This window comes from Vampirovibrio sp. (assembly GCF_041737375.1).
Lineage (GTDB): Bacteria > Cyanobacteriota > Vampirovibrionia > Vampirovibrionales > Vampirovibrionaceae > Vampirovibrio.
Genome location: NZ_JBGSRV010000006.1, coordinates 34,717 through 54,037 on the forward strand (window position 1 = coordinate 34,717; position 19,321 = coordinate 54,037).

Consider the following 19,321-nt stretch of genomic DNA (forward strand, 5'->3'; position numbering starts at 1 on the left):
AACAAGGCTATTATACCCCAGCCATCCTTCGCCTACCCGATGGCAAAGGAAAGAAAAGCCATTACACTAACAGATACAGTAGTGTGTATGCCGTTAGCTGGTTCCTGATTTATAAAGTAGATAAATCCAGGCCGCCACCAAACCGCCCACCACCAGGATAATCACCGTATTAATCAAGTAAGCCAGATATTTGGTTGTGACTAAAATGATTTTTTCTTTATCCAGTTTCATTACCAGGCATCCCGCTTTGATTAACAGACAAAGCTGGTATCGACCAGCTTGGGGGGGAGCTTTAATTTTATTTTTAATGGTGATTGGGGTATCCAGCGCCATGGCCGATACCACCGATACAAGCAATGAATACTGGCCCGAGCCGGTTTACTTTCCGCAAAAAACCGAGCAAGCGCCCCTTGGAAACAACCCCCAGGCCGCTTTGAATAAAACAGAGCCGCATAGCCCGTCCCAATCAACTAAAAAACGTTCATGGCCATTTTTCGGAAAACCCAAAGAGCCGGAAAAGCCCCTGCCCACCGAGGCGCAAATAACCAAAGCAGGACCCAAAGATCCCCCTGCCAGCCCTTACCCTTTAATTCGGCTACCCATGCCTTTTGAAACAGCCGAAAGCATTATCCAGCCGGGAATGTACCTACTGAAACCCGATCCCACCCCTAACACCCACGGAAATGCAGAGAGCCTTTATTTTTTGCTCACCCAACGAAATAAAACCGTGCTGCGTTTCAACACGCACCCCGTTGCTACCCCGGATGCCAATTTAGCCGTTGAAGGCACCCCAAGCCCCTTAAGCCCCAGAAATCCCAACGCGCCCACCCCCATGAAGGTTCAAATCCGCGTTTCTCCCGATCAGCGCACAGTAACGCTGTTGATCCAGCAAGCCGGTCAAACCTGGGAAAGCCCAACTTACCCAACAGCAACCGATCAACGACAAATACTGACCTATTAATCGGGCGTCTACAGAATCAGCAAACAAAACAGAGTCTGAATGACACTGCCTGATTCAACGTATCGAATTCAATGGCGGTATCGGGTTGTTTAAGGTACAATAGCCGTCCATAGAGCGCTAAATTCCCCATCGTGTTCTCGGCGATTCTAAACCGTTGTGTGTTTTTTATAAGGAATCTGAAATGACGAACGTCGAAATCCCTGTGCCGACCGGTCGGCCCACTCGCTCCGTGGCGGACATCCTGAAAGAGGCGAAAGAGCGGGATGTCAAGTTACTTCGCCTTCAGTTCGTGGACATCCACGGCATGCCCAAAAGCATGGGCATCCATGTCCACCAACTGGAAAAAGCCCTGAATAATGAAATCATGCTGGATGGATCTTCCATCGCCGGGTTTCGGACGATTGAAACCTCGGACATGTTTTTCTACCCGGATTTAAGCAGTTTTGCGGTCATGCCCTGGCTGGAAGGCGATCGTGCCGTGGCCCGTGTAATCTGCGATATTTACAACCCGGATGGCACCCCCTTTGACGGCTGCCCCAGAAACAACCTGAAACGGGTACTGAAAGAAGCGCAAAAACTGGGCTACACCTACAACGTTGGCCCTGAACTGGAATTTTTCCTGTTCAAACGCAACCCGGATGGCACCCCTTCCACCGAAACCCATGACGCCGCCGGATACTACGACATTGGGCCGGATGATCTCGGCGAGATCGTGCGGGGCGAGATTGTAGACACCCTGGAGCGTTTGGGCTTTGAAATGGAAGCGGATCACCACGAAGTGGCCAGCGGTCAGCACGAAATTGATTTCAAATATTCCGATGCGCTGTCTCAGGCGGATAATGTAACCACCGTTAAAATCATCACCCGCCAAATTGCCGCAAAACATGGCCTGCATGCCTCGTTTATGCCCAAGCCGGTTTTTGGGGTCAATGGTTCCGGTATGCACTGCAACCAGTCTTTGGCCAAAGTGGGTGGGGGCAATGCTTTTTATGACGAGAAAGGTGATTATCAGCTTTCTCAAACCTCCATGCACTTTATTGGCGGCTTGCTCAAAAATATTCGGGGCATTACGGCCATTACCAACCCGCTGGTAAACAGCTATAAACGGCTGGTTCCAGGCTATGAGGCCCCGGTTTATGTGGCATGGTCTGCGGCCAACCGCAGCGCCTTGCTGAGAGTACCGGCCAAACGAGGCAACGCCACCCGTGTGGAATTGCGCTCTCCCGATCCGGCGGCCAACCCCTACATGGCATTTGCCGCCATGTTGCTGGCAGGCCTGGATGGCGTTAAAAACAAAATTGAGCCGCCCAGCCCGGTAACCGCCAACATCTACAAACTTTCTGCCGATGAGCGCAAGGTGCAGAATATTCCTGCCCTGCCGGGTAGCCTGTATGAAGCCATGGAAGAACTGAAAAACAGCGCAGTGGCCAAAGAAGCCTTGGGCGAGCATATCTTCCACGAGTACATCAAGGCCAAAACCATTGAGTGGGATGCGTATCGCACCGATGTAACCCCTTGGGAAATTGATCGCTATATGGCCCGCTACTAGACTCCGGTCTGTTGTAGAGGTCCCGATTAAAGGAGCGCTCCGGCGCTCCTTTTTTCATCAGAGCGCTCCGGCACTCCTTTTTTCATCAGAGAGCGGTCCGGCGCTCTTTTTGGTCACGCCTCTCGCAGCGCTTGCAGCAAAATGGCCGGTTCACTACTGCTCACCGTCACATCGTAAAGCACACCGGGATTGATTTCCAGAATATCCCCCGCATCCACATCAATAACCCCATAGCCCGGAAAAGCGTATTGCAACTGCCCCGATGCCACCACCATCACCACTGTTTTCTCAAACTTTACTTCCGGTGAACGGCTTTGGGCAGGCAACTCTGTCTGACTGGCCTGCAAACCCTCTCGGGTCATCATGCGAGTCAAAAAATCAAGCGTGGGCGGACTGGGAGATTCCCACCGCATAATTTCAAATGGCTTTTGGCGCATTGTCGCTTACTGTCTACGCATCAAGTTATTGCCACATGGGTTATTTCTTGGACATTTTTTTGGAAGGCTTGGTACCAAACACGGGAGATAAGGCATCGATATGAGGCCGTACAATCAAACCGCCCCCAAAGCGCCAGCGGTTAAACTGACCACCCGCATCCAGATAATCCACATCGCCATAAGCGGCCAGCCAGTCTGTAAAGTTCAAAATCAGGTTCGCATCAAACGCTTTGCTCAAGGTGGTTCCGTTACCATCTTCCTGAATGCCGCTACCCAGGCGCACGGTTTGGGCGCCCAGACTGCCACCCATTTTATATTCCAGGAATTTGTTGAACAAACTGCCCCGGAAATCCAGTCGGCCCGCGTTCATCAGGAATAGCTTGGGGCTGTAATAACCACCAAAGACATAATTGGAATTGGCCAAAGTCACCGGCCTCAGGTTAGCCACCGGATCGTCCACTCCGGCGGCAGTGGTGTCAAAAAAGCCATTGGTGGCGTTTTTACCGTAACCAAAGTACAGAAATTCATAACCCAGCCGCACTTGTTGCCGAGCGCCATAGTGCCAGGTATAACCCAAGGAGGTAAAGGCCTGATTTTTGTAGTTGGTGGGGATTTTGGAACCATCCACCCAAGCCCATGCATAGCCCAGATTCCAGTCTACATTCTGGCTGAAGGGATGGGTGTTTAATTCCCCGTAAATACTATTTTCACGGGCCTGTCCTACTAAGTCGCCCCGGAAAGCACCCTGATTGGGACGCAAGCCCGCCAGCGTTAACAAAGAGGTATATTGAGGCAGCCGACTCATGCCCACTTTGGCCCGAATGCTGTCGTTAAAATCATATTGGGCCTGAGCCTGAAAAGTAACATTGGTGCTTTCACTTTGACTAAAGCGGGTAAAGGCCATATCGCCATCCAAAGTCAGGCGATCCCAATATTTAATGGTGCCCCCAACGCCGTATTCAAAGGCGTTGGTGCTATCGGGAGAAACACCATTGGGCAGGAAAAACCGGCCCGGACGAAAGGCGGCTCTAACCCGAACTTGCGGAGTCAGCGACAAGCTAACCTGACTGGGAAAGCCCCAACTGGACAAGCGGGTGGTGGTATCATCTCCCCCTTGCCGAGAGTATTGAAAGCCGGAACGAATCATAGGGCGTAAATCGTTTGCCAGCCCTTTTTCCAGGTCATCCAAATCATCGTTACGGAAACGCCCTAAGCCGGATAGCAAGGGGTTGGTGTCATAATCCAGCGCAGTGTAATTGCCATAGGCTTTGCTCATCCCTGCCTGCCCCACCGCGCGGGTTCCACCGCTGGAAGTGGCAGTCAGACCGGTTTCATCGGTCGCATTGCCCCCGGCAAACTTTGCCAATTGTGTGTCGCTTTCATCGGGCGCTTGTAAGCTCATTTCATAAGGAACGGCATCTCGGGTGGTGCGAATGGTTTTGTCCAGGTGATCCAACTGATTGCGGGAGCTTTCCTGTAACAGCTTCAAGGTATTAACCGCATCCGATAGCGCGTCAATTTCAGAGCGCAACGCATTCAGGTCATCCGGGCTGGCCTCCGCAATCTGTACAGGTGTCTGAACAGGCACAATGCTGTAGTCTTGAACACTATTATCTTGCCATGCATTGATCTCGCCTGCCTGATAGGCAACGGGCAAAAACGCATCGTTTTGCAGGGGTAAGGCGCTTGATTGCGGGTTGCTTGGAACCCCCTGATCCGCCTGATCCGCTTGATCCATCAAGGGTTTGATTTCTTGAATAATCTTCATGGCCTGATCATAACGACCCAGTAATTTTTCGGTTTGAGCCAGCCCCAAAGCCACATCGACATCATCGGGATACTTGGCCCGCAAGTCCTGAAAAAAGTCTTTGGCGGCCAGTTTACGACCACTCCATAAAATAACGTAACCCTTGCCCACCAAGGCTTCCCGATGCTCGGGATTTTGACTCAAAACCTGCTCAAACGCATCGTTGGCTCGGCCATACTGATGCTCATAAGACAGCAACTTGCCATAGGCGGCCAACACGTCCAAGTCGCCCGGATTTTCGGTGGTCATGGTTTTAAGCAACCGTACATTGTCGCTGCGATGACGCTCGTTAGAAAGCAACAAACCCAGCCATTCCCGCTTGATGGTGCCATCATCGGGATGATTTTTGACCAGTTTGCTGTAAGTTTCTATGGATTCCGTATAGTAATTTTTATCACTGGCGTAAGCTCTGGCCACGGCAAGCCAAATGGCTTTATTTTGTGGGTAAAGATTCACCACTTCCTGATAAACCGGAATCATGGCGGTGGTGGGTTTATGCCATTTCAACACTTCCTCAATACGGCTTTCCCAGGCTTCCGCGTTCAGGGTATCGGCTTGCCCCAGTTCCACGTACATGCGCAAGGCTTCGGAGCGCCGATCGGTCTGCCACGATAAATATTCCGCATACGCCGTTTTCACCTGCAAATCATCCGGCGATTCACTCAGCATTTGCTTAAACAGATTTTCCACCACCACCGGTTGGGTTTTATCGGTTTTCAGGTAATCCAGAAATTCTTTTTGCACAGTGGCCCGGTTTTGCAAAGCGGGATTGCCCAACGCTTTTTGATAAGCGCTCACCGTGTCATCAAACCGGTTGGCTTCTTCGCTGTACAGGCGAGCCATACGCAATGCCACTTCCGGGTTATTGGGAGATTCCTGAGCGGCCTCGGCATATAGCGTTTCCAGTAAATTCGGGGCCGGTAAAGCATCGGGGGCCAAGTGTAGCATGCGAATATATTCGGCGTATTCCAGCTTTTCATCGGTGGTTAACAACCCGGCTTCATACAGGCGGTGAAAACGATCAATGGCTTCCGGCACCCGATACACTTTGGTTAAGGCACGGGCTTGGCGAAGCTGGACGTCTTTTTGTCGGCTGGTGGAAGCGGGCAAGGTTTGATCCCACTTGAAGGACTCGGCGAATAAGCCCAAGTCAAAGGCCAAAGAAGACATGGACTGAATAAAATCCGGCTCTTTGGAAAGTGGGGTGTTGGCCACCGTGCGACCAATTTCCTCGTACAAGGCTTGGGCTTTTTGAGTTTGTCCGCTACCGTGAAACGCTCTGGCCTGATTCACTTTCAGGCCAATACTTGGCGTTCCTTCTCCCTGGAGAATGGTGCTGTAGATTTTTAAGGCTTCATCGGCATGCCCGGTTACAGAAAGCATTTGCGCGTATTCGGCCATGAATTTTTTATCATTCTGGTACTGGTTGGCAATGGGGGCCGCATAGCGCAAGGCATCCATGGCGTTACCCTGCCAAAACAAGGCTTCCGATAATTTTTTGGCGATACCGGCATCTTTGGGGTTGAGTTCATGACCCCGCTTTAGCAAATTGACCGCCTCGGCCCGTAAAGCCGGATCCCAACTCCACATTTCGCCCAGATTGGACAAGGCTTCCACGTTATTGGGATTGAGGGTTAGCACTTTTTGATAAGCGGCTTTGGCCTTGGTTAAATCGGCAGGCTTTCCCTGCTTTTGGTAAGAACGGGCCAACCAGATAAACGGGGCTTCGCTTTGCGCATTTTGTTGAGCGGCTTGTTCAAAAAATGGAATGGCCTTTTCCACATATCCCCGATTGTAATTGGCGATTCCCTGATTTAAAGCGCTACTGGTAGCAGCTGGCCGGGCAGCGGATTTGGCCAAAGCCAATAACAGGTGATCTCCAGAAAAACGATCATCCAGCCCCTGAGGTTCCGCCATGGCCAGGGCCTGCAGATCCGGGTTTTCTGATGGCGCTAGAAAGTTCAATCCCTGACGCGATTTTAAAGCAGGATATCGCACCTGAAAAGCACCACTGATGGGAGCCGGGGCAGCGGCGAAAGCGCAGGCGTTCAGGCCAATGCTTACCGCAAGGGTCATGCCAACCAATTCTTTTTTCATCTCACTCGTCTGTCCCGTTATTCATTGGGGTATTACAAAAGTCAGCCCTTGAAGGCTCAGGGTTTGTTTACCCGCGTGTCACACCACTGGATACAAAAAAGGTCTTTTTTTAATTGGATCTTCTTACCGTTTACCGTCTCATCATTATACTTGTTTTTATACTCTTTTTTCATTTTATACCCTGTCTAATCGACAATCAGGGTTTTGAAAGCCTTGCTTTCAGCGGGTTCATGAAGCCGAGCGCTCAGCTGGTCCAGCGTTTTCATATCCAGACCATCGAAATAGACCAAGGCCACATGGTTTCCGTAGTAGACCGAAACATCCACCACTTCACCGGGATATTTTTCTCCCTGCTGACCATCCCAGGCCAATTGAATCCAGACCTTCTGGCGCATCTGCAAATCAGTACGACCCTTCAGGTTCACAATCACGCCCAGCTCGCTAATCTCCTGGGTCATGCCGCTTACCGGCGCAGAGCCGTCCACCGGGATCAGGGTGCAATTCATAAACTTGCTCACCGAAGGCGCCACCCGAATCAGGCGATCTTTGGGACGATAGATTTGCTTGGCCAAATCAACCCGTTGCTCGGCAGTCAGCTGGGCAAATTCCAAGCCGGTTTTTAACTGGCCACCACCCGCATCTTCTACCCGTTTTACCACTGCGGACAGCTCACTGATTTCTCCCGATTGCCACTGAATGCGGATGCGAACCGGCTGACCCATTTCCAACTTGGGGCCTTTTTTCAGATAGACCGAAATACCGCTTTCACTGACTTCATTGGAAAAACCTATGACAAACTGATTATCCACATTCACCACACAAGATAGCGTGGCCTGAAACCGTGGCGCTCCCCGCTTTAAAGGGGTTTCAACCGCAGAAGAGAGCCGGAAGGGCGTGGTAATTAACTGCCAGAAAGACTTGCTGGTGTTGGTGTACACATAATCATCGGCCCAAATTTCAGCGGAACCAAACATATGGCGCACCAGCTTCTGATGCTGTTCCTCAGTGCGATCGACCACCTGAAAACCGATATAGTGGCGGTTGCTTTCATCCACCACACTTCGCACCACTTGTACGGAAAGAATAGTGGTTTCGTTAATATCCCAATCCATCAGCTTGAGTAAAACGGTGCCCGAAATGGGAACCGGCTCATCAAACACCAGCGCCACACCACTTTCACTGATATTGGTGGTGTAACCGACCGCAATAGAATTATCCAGTAATTTCAATTCACAACGAATCCGCCGAAAAATACGGGGAGTCAACCGGAATTGGGGACGCTCCTGAGCCACATAAATGGCACCCAGTAATAAAATCAGGTTATACAACGACCAGGCCAGGTTGGTATAAATACCTCCAGCGTATTCCGGGGTATGAATGCCTCGAATGACGGCCATGCCAATGCCCACAATGGTTAAAGCGGCAATCATGACCTGAGGGAAAACAATTCGCCAGTTGAAGTTCAGTTTTTCGGTAAGGCCCCCTTTGGGCGTTACCCGAAACTTGGCCCGCTTGGGCGACAGAAAGGTTAAAAAAGTAGTTAAGCTCAGGTAAATGCAGAAGCAGGTTTCATACACTTCTGACCAGAAGCTATGGCGCACCCCTCGGGAAATAATGATGTAACCCAACGTGGTGGCTAAAAAGCTGGGGGTGTAGTAAATCAATACTTCTACAAAGCCGGAGTTTACCGTTTTAAAGCCAAACAACAGGAAAAACAGGGGGGCTACCATAAAAATTAACCGGGGCAGACCGTGGAAAAAGTACCAAATGCCCGTAAAGTAACAAAGCCGCTGGGCAAGACTTAAACCCTTGGCAAATATGGGGTTTTCCAGGCAATAAATTTGGGTCATTCCGCGTGCCCAGCGCAAGCGTTGTTTAATTACATCCGCAAAGCTATCCTGAGCCATCCCGGCGGCCAAATCACGATTGTAATAAAGCGATTTCCAGCCCATGCCGTGAATTCGCATGCCGGTATGTACGTCTTCGGTAATGGTTTCCACAGCAAACCCATCTACGCTTTGCAGGGCGGCACGGCGAAATAGCGCGCCACTTCCTGCGAAAAAGGCAGCGCCCCAATAATCGTTCCCCGGTTGAATCACGTGGAAAAACAGATCCTGCTCGTTATTAATTTCTTTAGAAGACAACAGGTTGCGCTGAAACGGATCATCCGTAAAAAAGTGTTGAGGGGTTTGCACAAAGCCCAGCCGCTCATCCAGAAAAAAGCCGACCGTTTCATTGAGGAAGTTTCTAGAAGGGACGTGATCCGCGTCAAATACCAGAATTAATTCGCTGTTGCTGTACTGCATGGCGTTGTTCAGGTTACCGGCCTTGGCATGGGTATTTTCCGGGCGGGTAATGTATTGAACATTCAGCTTTTCGGCCAACTGCCTCATTTCAGGGCGATTGCCGTCATCGCAGAGATAAACGGTTTTCTTGGGGTAATCCACCCCCTGGCAACCTACCAGCGAGCGGTACAAAACGCTGACCGGCTCGCCGTAGGTGCAAACCATAATATCCACCGAGGGCAACTGCTCGGGGGTAAATCGACTCAGGCTGACCGATTGATGATCCGTTTGGCCCCACACCTGAAAGTAGCCAATGGCCATGCCAAAAAAGGCCAGCACTTCGGCCCCATAAATCAGCACCGAAATAAAAATAGCCAACGGATTACTGAAATCCAAAGTATCCAGACCCCGCCATAACAAATGGCGCACACTGGTTAACACCGTGAGTAACATGACAAACTTACGGGCAGTGGGAAAAAAGATGGCCGTTACCACCATAGCCACTATCAGCAAACAGGATACCAATACCTGCAACAGTAAAGGCAAAAACAGGGAGGTATCCGGGAAAAGTGGACGGGACAAAACACCCGAATAAGTAGACGCATAATCGGAGATAGAAGCACCCGAGGAAAAAGCCGCTGTGGCGGGATCCTGGGTAGGAATTTGCCAGAAAATAAATAGAACCGCCACCACACCCAACAACAGGGCCGCTATGGTTAAAATTTTTCGAGTTGCGCCATTCATAAGGAAAAACGTCCTAATGCTCTCCGTCACCCACCTCACGGATAAAATCCGGCCAGTGTAGCATTATCATCCTCTTGCGGACGCAAACCGACACCCTCCAAACAGAGGAGATGTACGGAAGATATTTAGGGAAGAGGTTTAAGAAAGAACAATCAGGCCCAATGCCGTACGTTGCCAGTAACCCACAAAATATAAGGGGTGCGACCCATTAAAGCGCTTACCGAAAGCCACAAGGCGCTTATTAAAAAGATACCCATAAACACAAGCGGCACCATGGCACTCAAGCTGGCCAAAGGTGTAGAAATGACAGACAAAGGGGCTAGCTTTAAGATGGCTTGCAGCAGGTCTAAAAAAGCTCTGAGCAGAAGATAGGGGAATAGAATAAAAAAGTTGAGAATAAGCCCGGTCAATATGTGAAAGCGCAGAAAATAAGGGGCCTCTCGACCGGAACGGCCCACCAGCAACCAGTAAAATCCGGCCAACAGAACCAACACCAGCGCAAAGGGATAAAAAGCCACCAGCAAAATCACACCCACAATCATCAGTATGATTTTGTTGCGCTTTAAATAATCCACGTTCCGAATGCCATGGCGCACCAGAAAATTGTAGGCCAGGCCCAGCACAATCAGTACCATAAAGCCCTCTTCGGACATGCCGGTACCCAAGGTCATGATGTAAGCCAAAGCGAGAAAGAAAATGACCGCAAATAGCTTCAAATTAAAATCGCTGGACTGACCACCAGGAAATTTTAAAACATTGTTGACTGGACTCATCTAATCAGCCTACTCCAAAACCAGTGGGCAGGACAAGACACCTGAATTTGAGACAGGCCGGAAAACAAGCCAGACCCCAAGGATCATGGCGTGTTTTTATTGATAGAGGCCTTGGCATTGCGCATAAAACTGGGCAAGTCCGACTTAACCGCAGCCAGAATCATGGCGTGTGGCACCAAGGGGCCAGGATCCAGTTTCAGGTTGTAACTGAGAATGGTTTTTGTGCCATTATCCGCCGGGGTTAAGCGCCAAGAGCCTTGGATATCCCGAAAGCTACCGCTCACCCGATGAAACGTCAACGAGTGAGGGGGTGACAGTTCCTGCGATAAAATATAGTTGAAGGAGGGGAGTAAATGGGTCATCAACACCGTAAAGGCAACGGTTTGCTTGTTGCCCGTTTTGGACAACACCTGAAGCCTTTTCACCTTGCGTTCTTGCGATAACAGGGTCTTCTGATCACTGACCACCGTCCACACCGTTTCAGGGGACTTGGCAATGAGAATTTTAGCCTCGACCGAAGGCACCGTATTGGGGGCCGTGTACTGTTTGACGATGACATTGCCCTGCTTTAGAGTTTGCCACTCGGCAGATTCTGCCTGAGCGACAGAGCCTACTAACAGCAAGCCCATTAAAAAAGCACCAAGGGTAAAACAGTGACCGAGAAGCAAGGCTTGCCGGGCGTGTAAGCGTAATGAAGTAACAAACACTAGGCAAAATCCTCCAAAAGATTTTCAGGAAAACCATTTTCCGTAATAATATATAGTATAGACGATCGTTTTTTTGGGAACCGGGGCGCAAATCATGTTGATAACACCCCTTCTATAAAGTAACGACGCCAAAGAGAGTCAAGAGTTTCAGCAACCGTATGTCCTCTTCTAATCAGCCATTCAGTTTTTTTATGAAAAAAGCCAAGACCATCGCAGTGACAAAACCCATTCAACCCAAGCCCAGAAATGTCTTTTCCGCCTTGGCCTTTGGCACCTTAGGCGTTATCAGCGTTCTGCTGGCTTTTTTATGGCTCACCCAGCAAACCAGTTGGCTTCCGGCCCCCATTAAAAATGTGCTGGTGTCCGGCGGCGGAGATGACCACCGTATTTTTACGGCAAACGTCACCTTAAACCGGCAAGACGCAAGGGCGCTGTATCGCTCAGCCTTAACAGACCTACAGGAGAGCAACTACGAAGCGGCCCTGTCAAAATTTAAAAGGCTGGAAAGTGTTTATCCCGGCTTACAGGATTTTTTGTGGCTCCATGAAGCCGAGGCTTACGCTGGACAAGGCAATGAGTGGGCCGTTCAAAAAAAACTGACGGCCTTGGTGGATAAACAAGCCCTCAGTCCGTTTGGAACCGTGGCCCTGTACCGAATCGGACAGTCCCAGTTTCGGGGCAGCGAGTGGGCCGCGGCTCAAAAAACGTTTTCAGAGGTACGCAACCTTTACCCCAATACCGATTACGCATTGGGCAGCCTTTACTATCTGGGGGCTTTATTTGACAAAGAAGCAGCCACCCAGCCACAAGCCATTGCGTCATTAAAGGGCTACCTGTCCCAGTGTCCCAATTGCAAGTTCAGCGCAGAAGCCGCCGACTTGCTGGAACAACGATTAACCACACCCAACGCGGAAGAACACACCCTGATTGGCCTCGGTGGAGCCAGCGCTTCCAAGGATTTAAAAAAAACGCTATCCCACTTGGCAAAAGGAAACCGCCCCTCCACCTGGCTTACCTTGGGGAAAACCCAGATTCGGGCGGAACAAATTACCAGTGGCGTGCAAACCCTAACCAACGGCCTACCCTTTGCCACCCAACTGGATGAAGTGCGGGAAGCTGTGGACACCATTTTGGCCCACACCCCGGACAACGACAAAAAAATAGCGCTTTTAAAGGCCATCAGCCTCAAGCTGCCCAATCCGGGTGGCGATTATGTGTTATGGAAACTGGCCCAACTGGACGAAGCCCAGGCCAACGGTCTTTATCAACAAATTGTCCAAAATTACCCCAAAGGCGATTATGCGCCTGAAAGCGGCTGGCAGCTGCTCTGGCCACTGCTTTCCAGCGGACAGGACGCCTTGTTTATCCAGCAGGGTCAAGCCTATTTATCCCGTTACCCATATAGTAAAGCGGCCCCCAAGGTGCTTTTCTGGATTGCCAAACGTCTGGAAAAATCCCAAAGCAGTCAAGCCACCCAAACCTATCAGCGATTGGTTGATAAGTATCCCGGCAATTACTACGCATTTCGGGCCAAAGGCAGACTGAACGTACTGGTGGGAGGCAAGCCCGATCCGGGCTGGCCCACCTTAACCAACCGCATTGATTACCCACCGGCCCCTACCGATTTCAACACACTGGATATTATTCCGGAGGCCAGCCAGTTCGGGCCGAATGAACAGGGCTGGCAGCTGAAAAATACAGCCAAAGAGCTACAACGCATTGGGGCCGCCGACGATTTAAAACTACTGGCCACTGAAACCATGGGCAAGGTTCCTCCCGCCCTGGAAAGCTGGGCCGCCCAAGTTTCCGGGGACCGGGCCAAAGGCTTGCGCGCCATGCGAGACGGGCTGGAGCAACAGGTGAAAGACTCGTTCATCAATTCGGGCGGGGCGGACATTCAACCCGCAGGCACCACCGATGAACTCAAACTGCTGTATCCCCTTTATTTCTCCGACAGGATTAGCGGCGCTGCAGTTCGCAATAAACTGGATCCCTTTTTAATACAGTCTTTAATGCGGGAAGAGAGCTACTTTAACGAGTTTGCCATTAGCACCTCCAACGCCCGTGGACTGATGCAGTTACTGCCCAGCACCGCCAAAGAAGTGGCTGGCTGGGAAGGGCTTTCCAACTTTCAAACCAGCGACCTGTTTTCCCCGGACATGAATATTCGCCTCGGTTCTCGATACCTGGCCCATTTGCATAGCCTGTTTAGCGGGAACGCCATGCCAGCCGTAGGCGCATACAATGGCGGCCCCAACGCCATGAAGCGATGGGTGCAAGGGTCCAGCAGCTTTAATAACGATCCCGATTTCTTTGTAGAAAAAATCCCCTACGAGCAAAGCCGGGACTACATCAAAAAAGTGTTTACCAGTTACTGGAACTACAGCCGCCTTTATAGCCAACCTGCCATCTAAAACAAGAATCCCATTAATTCTATCCGCTCGTCTGGTTTGCAAACAGTCTTGTATCGTGTAAGATGAGCGGCAGCGTTAATATGGATTTTATGCCTTATGACAGACTATGGTTCTTTCGTACTTATGTTACACAGTCACTTGCCCTTTTACCGTAAGGCTGGCATGTGGCCGTTTGGGGAAGAAAACCTTTACGACTGCATGGTGGAAACTTATATCCCCTTGCTGAACGCCCTGAATGAACTACGGGAAGAAGGAATCAAGGCTGGTATTACCGTGGGGCTTACCCCTATCCTGACTGAACAACTCGCTGATGAGTATTTACAGGAAGGCTTCATTAAATTTGTTAAAGGCCGCATTGCGGTCATTGATGAAGACGTAGAACGCTACCCCGATCCCCAAGTACCTCACTCCGAGCATCTTGGTTTTTTAGCGGGTTACTACAAACACTTTTACACCCAAATTCTGGAAAATTTTACGGTTAAATATCAAAAAAATCTGGTGCAGGCTTTTAAAGAACTGCAAGATGATGGATGCATTGAAATCACCACCTCCGGGGCCACCCACGGCTTTTTGCCATTGCTGGGAACCGATGAGAGCATTCAGGCTCAAATTAAAGTAGGCGTTGAATCTTACAAACGCCACTTTGGCAGAGCGCCCAAAGGCATTTGGTTGCCAGAGTGCGCTTACCGGCCCGCACAGGAACATGCAGATCCAGAAACCGGAAAACCCACCTTGCGACCTGCCATTGAAGCTTTCTTGTGTGAGCATGGCCTGAAGCACTTCTTTACCGAATACCACGCCATTGAAGGCAGCGCTACCAGCGATATTCGCAGAGATTTTGGCGTTTACAGAGATATTCAATACATTCCGCTGCCCAACCGGGGCGAAACCGGCCTGACAACGCACGAAGCGTACTGGCTGAAGGATTATCCCGTGGCAGTTATTGGCCGCAACAACCGGGCCAGCTTCCAGGTATGGTCCGCAGCGCACGGGTATCCGGGCGATGGACTTTACCGGGAATTTCACCGAAAAGACGCCAATTCCGGCATGAAATACTGGCGTTTAACCAGTAAAGATGCTGAGCTGGGCGACAAAATGCTGTATGATCCCCTGTTGGCCCAAAACCAAACCAAAATGCATGCGGATCACTTTGTCTCTCTGGTTCACGATATTTTGAAAGAACAAAGCCAAAAAACAGGCGAACCCAGCCTGGTGATGGTTTCTTTCGATACCGAACTGTACGGTCACTGGTGGTTTGAAGGAACCACCTGGCTGAAACATGTGATTAAAATGCTGCACGGGTGCGAAGGTGTTAGCGTGGAAACCTCCAGCCAATATCTGGAAAATCACCCGCCCCAGCAGGCCATTGAACTACCGGAAAGCACCTGGGGCCAGGGCGGCCACTATTGGGTGTGGCACAACCAGCACACCGCCTGGATGTGGCCTGTGATTCACCAAAGCGAAGTGCGCATGCGTAAACTGGTTCAACAGTTTGCCAATGAAAGCGATCCGCTGAAGGTGGAGGTGTTGAATCAGGCGCTGAGAGAGCTACTTTTATTGCAAAGCAGCGACTGGCCCTTCCTGGTAACCACGTTTCAGGCCAAAGATTATGCGGTAGAGCGGTTTGAAAAGCACGTTGAATTTTTTAACGAGCTATGCGAAATGATGGAAACCGGCAAGATTGACACCCAAAAGCTGGCAGCCAGCGAAGATGTGGACAATCCGTTCCCCAACCTGGATTACCGCTGGTTTAATAACAGCAACAGCTTGCCACCCGCCAGCATTACAAGCACCCTGCAAACCGTTTAAACTCAGGGAAACCTGTTAAAAAACGGACTATCCAAACCTGATTTATCCAGCCGATGAGGAGGGAAACTTGTTATGGGCAATCAAATCAATTTGATTTTAGGCATGCACAATCACCAACCCGTGGATAACTGGGATCATGTGATTGAAGATGCCTATGTCAAGTGCTACAAGCCCTTTCTGGATGTGCTGGAAAATCACCCCAAAGTGGGCATGAGCCTCCATTACACGGGCTACCTGCTGGACTGGCTATTTGAGCGACACCCGGAGATCATTGATCAACTCAAACGCCTGATTCAACGTGGACAAGTGGAAATGATCAGCGGGGCTTATTATGAGCCTATTATCGCTATCATCCCGGATGCCGACAAACAGGGACAGATTGAGAAGCTAACCGACCGGGTAGAGGCGCTGACCGGCCAGCGCCCCAATGGCCTATGGCTGGCAGAACGGGTTTGGGAGCCTCATTTGGTCAAACCTATCGCCCAAGCGGGCATTCAATACCTGTTTTTGGATGATAGCCATTTTAAGGCCGCTGGACTGGACGAGAGCGAGCTATACGGCCGTTACACCAGTGAGGAACAAGGCAAGACCGTCGATATTTTTCCGGTGGATAAGACCTTGCGCTACCAGATTCCCTACGATTCTCCTCAGGCCATTGTGGATTATTTAGGATCTATTGCCAGTGCCGACGGGAAAAAAGCGGCCATTTACTTCGATGACGGGGAAAAATTTGGGGTATGGCCGGGATCTCACCGGTTGGTGTTCAAGGAAAAATGGCTGGATCACTTCTTTAAGGCCCTAAGCGATAACAGCCACATGATTAAGGCCATCACACCCTCTCAATACGTGGCCCGAACCCCGCCGCTGGGGCGGATTTACCTGCCCACCGCCAGTTACAGTGAAATGATGGAATGGTCGTTGCCTGCCAAGCAATTGGCCATTTACGAGCAGGCGGTTAAAGAGGTTCCCCCGCAGTACAACCGCTTTTTTCGGGCCGGATTTTGGCGAAATTTTTTAGTAAAATACCCGGAAGCCAATAATATCCATAAAAAAATGCTGTACGTCAGTGAAAAAATTCACCGACTGGAGCAGGAAAAAGGCATTAAGCATGAAGAGGCGCTGGACGAGCTGTGGAAAGGCCAGTCCAACGATATATTCTGGCATGGGGTGTTTGGCGGGCTGTATTTAACCAACCTGCGAACCGCCAACTACCAGCACCTCATTAAGGCGGAAAACATTGTAGACGCCTTGCTGCACGGCCCCTCTTTCCTGCACATTGAACAACGGGATCTGGATTGCGACGGGCAACCCGAAATTTTGATTGAAAGCTCGGCGCAAAACCTGTATTTGCACCCGCATGAAGGGGGCAGCCTGTTTGAGCTGGATTACCGGCGCAAAAACTTTAACCTGCTGGATACGCTGGCCCGCCGTTATGAGTCGTATCACGACAAACTGGGCGGAAACGGCAACGAGGCCCAGTCCAGCAAAGAACACACGCTCAATCAGCACCTGCATTATGACTGGCATCGACGGGTCAGTTTGCTGGATCACTTTTTGGGGGAAGGAACGGACTTAGAGAGCCTTTCCCAGTCTCGTTACCCGGAGCAGGGTGATTTTGTCAATTCGCCCTATGAAAGCCGCATTGAAAACAATACGGTGATTCTAAGCCGGGATGGCAACGTATGGGTTCAGGATCAACTCATCCCCATTCGGGTGGAAAAACAGCTTATTCTGGCGGACCCCGATCAGGCCCAAACCATCATCCGTTACAGACTCACCAATTTATCAGCCCACAAGGCCCCACTGTGGTTTTCGGTGCAGTTCAACGCCAATTTACTGGCAGGGGACGCGCCCGATCGTTATTACTACTTGCCGGAATCGGCTCCCAAGCCCGCCCAAAGCATCACCGCTGCCGGGGCGGCAGTGGCCCAAATTACGGAATCCAAAGCCCGCTTACGCAGTAAAAAACTGATTTCCAGGGAAGCGCTAAAAGAAGTGTATGGCATTGGCTTACGGGATGAGTGGCTGGACATTGATTACCACCTCATCTGGAACCGCATTGGGGACGTGTGGCGCTTTCCCATTGAAACCGTCTCTCAGTCTGAAACAGGGTTTGAAAAAGTGTATCAGTCCAGCGCCATGTTCCCCAACTGGAAGCTGACCCTTCAGCCCCAGGAAAGCTGGGACGTGGAAATCATCCAGCGCATTACCAGCCATCAACCATAACCCGGCGCACTAAAAGTACATCATTTCATTTTCAAGGGTTTGCAATTCAAATTTTATCGAATATAATTTCCATCGAATGAAGTTTCGATGTATACTATATTTTATGAACGGAATCAAAAGGTCGCTTGCGGCGTCCTTCTGTAAAGTTTACTTTCAATTGATAGGCGCAGCCAACCGCCATCCCGTACCATAGCCTTGGGAGCAGCCTCGCTTCAGCCCAAGGCCTCCCAAGATATTTAGACTCATCAATTCGCAATAAGCAAAAGGAAAAACGCATGGCCGTTAAAGATAAAGAGTCCGCCAAAACCAGCGCCAATTTAGAAGACGCTTCTTTGGAAGAGCGCAGAAAAGTTCTGAGCTACACGCTGGATAAGATTGAAAAAGATTTTGGCAAAGGGGCCATCATGAAGCTGGGCGACCGGCAAGTGGTGAGTCTGGATGCCATTCCAACCGGCGCCTTGGCTTTGGACTTGAACCTTGGGGTGGGCGGACTGCCTCGGGGCCGTGTGGTTGAAATTTACGGCCCGGAATCCAGCGGAAAAACAACGCTGACCTTAAGCATTATTGCGCAAGCGCAGAAAAACGGCGGCATTGCGGCGTTTATCGACGCAGAACATGCTCTGGACCCTGAATATGCCGCTAAAATTGGCGTTAAAATTGATGAATTACTAATCAGCCAACCCGATACCGGCGAACAGGCGCTGGAAATCACCGAGCAACTGGTGCGTTCTGGGGCGGTGGATATCGTGGTCATCGACTCCGTGGCCGCTCTGGTGCCTAAGGCTGAAATTGAAGGCGAAATGGGCGATGCCCATGTGGGCCTGCAAGCCCGGTTAATGTCGCAAGCGTTGCGCAAATTGACCGCCATTGTCGGGAAAACCCGGACCACCGTGGTTTTCATTAACCAGCTTCGTCAAAAAATCGGGGTCATGTACGGCAACCCGGAAACCACCACCGGCGGAAACGCCCTGAAATTCTACGCCAGTGTGCGTCTGGATATCCGCAGGATAGAAACCCTGAAAAAAGACGGGGAAGAATATGGCAACCGGGTTAAAGTGCGGGTTGTTAAAAACAAGGTAGCCCCTCCATTCCGGGTTTGCGAGTTCGATATTCTGTTCGGGCAAGGCATTTCCTCGGAAGGCTGCGTACTGGACGTGGCCGCTGATATGGAAGTGGTTAAAAAGGCAGGCACCTGGTACAGCTATAACGACGAGAAAATTGGCCAAGGCCGTGAAAAAGCCCGTGACTTCCTGAAAGATAATCCAGAAGTGATGAAAAAAATTGAAGGTGAAGTACGGGCTAAAATCGCTGCCCAACGGGTTGCGGCCGCAGCGGCAAACCAAGCGGCTCAGGCCAGTTCGGCAGAAGCTGCCTTGCCAGCCACCCCGCCAAGCGAAGATTAAATACTTTCTACAACGCTATACTCTATCGCTATTCCTATCTATTGTTTCTTAACATTACAGCCTGTCTCTGGCAGGCTGTCTTTTTTTGGGAAAACGGATGTCAGCCAGC

12 protein-coding genes are annotated in these 19,321 nt (G+C 50.5%); 6 read left to right on the plus strand and 6 right to left on the minus strand.

Annotated features, from left to right (window positions below; all coding sequences use genetic code 11):
- Positions 1-93 precede the first annotated feature (93 nt).
- Positions 94-231 (minus strand): hypothetical protein, encoded by a 138-nt coding sequence (locus ACEW81_RS02605; protein ID WP_373531407.1) that lies wholly within the window; start codon positions 229-231, stop codon positions 94-96.
- A 16-nt stretch (positions 232-247) separates the two neighbouring features.
- Here ACEW81_RS02605 and ACEW81_RS02610 point away from each other — a divergent pair, with 16 nt between their 5' ends.
- Positions 248-961 carry a hypothetical protein gene (locus tag ACEW81_RS02610; RefSeq protein WP_373531408.1) on the plus strand — a complete coding sequence of 238 codons (714 nt, stop codon included), beginning with the start codon at positions 248-250 and terminating at the stop codon, positions 959-961.
- 181 nt (positions 962-1,142) lie between these two features.
- The gene (glnA, locus tag ACEW81_RS02615) at positions 1,143-2,510 is read left to right on the plus strand and encodes a type I glutamate--ammonia ligase (protein WP_373531409.1); all 1,368 of its coding nucleotides are present in this window, start codon (positions 1,143-1,145) and stop codon (positions 2,508-2,510) included.
- 113 nt (positions 2,511-2,623) lie between these two features.
- On the opposite strand, the gene ACEW81_RS02620 is transcribed toward glnA, so the two are convergent.
- From ACEW81_RS02620 to ACEW81_RS02640, 5 genes are all read right to left on the minus strand, one after another.
- The gene (locus ACEW81_RS02620) at positions 2,624-2,947 is read right to left on the minus strand and encodes a hypothetical protein (RefSeq protein WP_373531410.1); all 324 of its coding nucleotides are present in this window, start codon (positions 2,945-2,947) and stop codon (positions 2,624-2,626) included.
- Positions 2,948-2,987: 40 nt separating this feature from the next.
- Positions 2,988-6,851, minus strand: a complete 3,864-nt coding sequence (locus ACEW81_RS02625; protein WP_373531411.1) for a tetratricopeptide repeat protein — start codon at positions 6,849-6,851, stop codon at positions 2,988-2,990.
- 185 nt (positions 6,852-7,036) lie between these two features.
- The gene (locus ACEW81_RS02630) at positions 7,037-9,880 is read right to left on the minus strand and encodes a PilZ domain-containing protein (RefSeq protein WP_373531412.1); all 2,844 of its coding nucleotides are present in this window, start codon (positions 9,878-9,880) and stop codon (positions 7,037-7,039) included.
- Between the two features lie 152 nt (positions 9,881-10,032).
- Positions 10,033-10,653, minus strand: a complete 621-nt coding sequence (locus ACEW81_RS02635) for a hypothetical protein (RefSeq protein ID WP_373531413.1) — start codon at positions 10,651-10,653, stop codon at positions 10,033-10,035.
- 83 nt (positions 10,654-10,736) lie between these two features.
- A complete protein-coding gene (locus ACEW81_RS02640; protein ID WP_373531414.1) occupies positions 10,737-11,360 on the minus strand; it encodes an SRPBCC family protein in 624 nt (207 codons plus the stop codon).
- Positions 11,361-11,518: 158 nt separating this feature from the next.
- Here ACEW81_RS02640 and ACEW81_RS02645 point away from each other — a divergent pair, with 158 nt between their 5' ends.
- The 4 genes from ACEW81_RS02645 to recA all read left to right on the plus strand — a co-directional run bounded on the left by ACEW81_RS02645 (position 11,519) and on the right by recA (position 19,212).
- Positions 11,519-13,774, plus strand: a complete 2,256-nt coding sequence (locus ACEW81_RS02645) for a lytic transglycosylase domain-containing protein (RefSeq protein ID WP_373531415.1) — start codon at positions 11,519-11,521, stop codon at positions 13,772-13,774.
- Positions 13,775-13,870: 96 nt separating this feature from the next.
- Positions 13,871-15,583, plus strand: coding sequence for a glycoside hydrolase family 57 protein (locus ACEW81_RS02650; RefSeq protein ID WP_373531416.1), 1,713 nt, complete (start codon positions 13,871-13,873; stop codon positions 15,581-15,583).
- 72 nt (positions 15,584-15,655) lie between these two features.
- Positions 15,656-17,809, plus strand: a complete 2,154-nt coding sequence (locus ACEW81_RS02655; protein WP_373531417.1) for an alpha-amylase/4-alpha-glucanotransferase domain-containing protein — start codon at positions 15,656-15,658, stop codon at positions 17,807-17,809.
- 275 nt (positions 17,810-18,084) lie between these two features.
- Positions 18,085-19,212, plus strand: a complete 1,128-nt coding sequence (gene recA / locus ACEW81_RS02660) for a recombinase RecA (RefSeq protein ID WP_373531418.1) — start codon at positions 18,085-18,087, stop codon at positions 19,210-19,212.
- Positions 19,213-19,321 lie beyond the last annotated feature (109 nt).

Excerpts from the sequence above, each read along its gene's own strand:
- ACEW81_RS02605 (WP_373531407.1), bottom strand. The coding sequence starts at position 231 with ATGAAACTGGATAAAGAAAAAATCATTTTAGTCACAACCAAATATCTG.
- glnA (WP_373531409.1), top strand. The coding sequence starts at position 1,143 with ATGACGAACGTCGAAATCCCTGTGCCGACCGGTCGGCCCACTCGCTCC.
- ACEW81_RS02620 (WP_373531410.1), bottom strand. The coding sequence starts at position 2,947 with ATGCGCCAAAAGCCATTTGAAATTATGCGGTGGGAATCTCCCAGTCCG.
- ACEW81_RS02625 (WP_373531411.1), bottom strand. The coding sequence starts at position 6,851 with ATGAAAAAAGAATTGGTTGGCATGACCCTTGCGGTAAGCATTGGCCTG.
- ACEW81_RS02630 (WP_373531412.1), bottom strand. The coding sequence starts at position 9,880 with ATGAATGGCGCAACTCGAAAAATTTTAACCATAGCGGCCCTGTTGTTG.
- ACEW81_RS02635 (WP_373531413.1), bottom strand. The coding sequence starts at position 10,653 with ATGAGTCCAGTCAACAATGTTTTAAAATTTCCTGGTGGTCAGTCCAGC.
- ACEW81_RS02645 (WP_373531415.1), top strand. The coding sequence starts at position 11,519 with ATGTCCTCTTCTAATCAGCCATTCAGTTTTTTTATGAAAAAAGCCAAG.
- ACEW81_RS02650 (WP_373531416.1), top strand. The coding sequence starts at position 13,871 with ATGACAGACTATGGTTCTTTCGTACTTATGTTACACAGTCACTTGCCC.
- ACEW81_RS02655 (WP_373531417.1), top strand. The coding sequence starts at position 15,656 with ATGGGCAATCAAATCAATTTGATTTTAGGCATGCACAATCACCAACCC.
- recA (WP_373531418.1), top strand. The coding sequence starts at position 18,085 with ATGGCCGTTAAAGATAAAGAGTCCGCCAAAACCAGCGCCAATTTAGAA.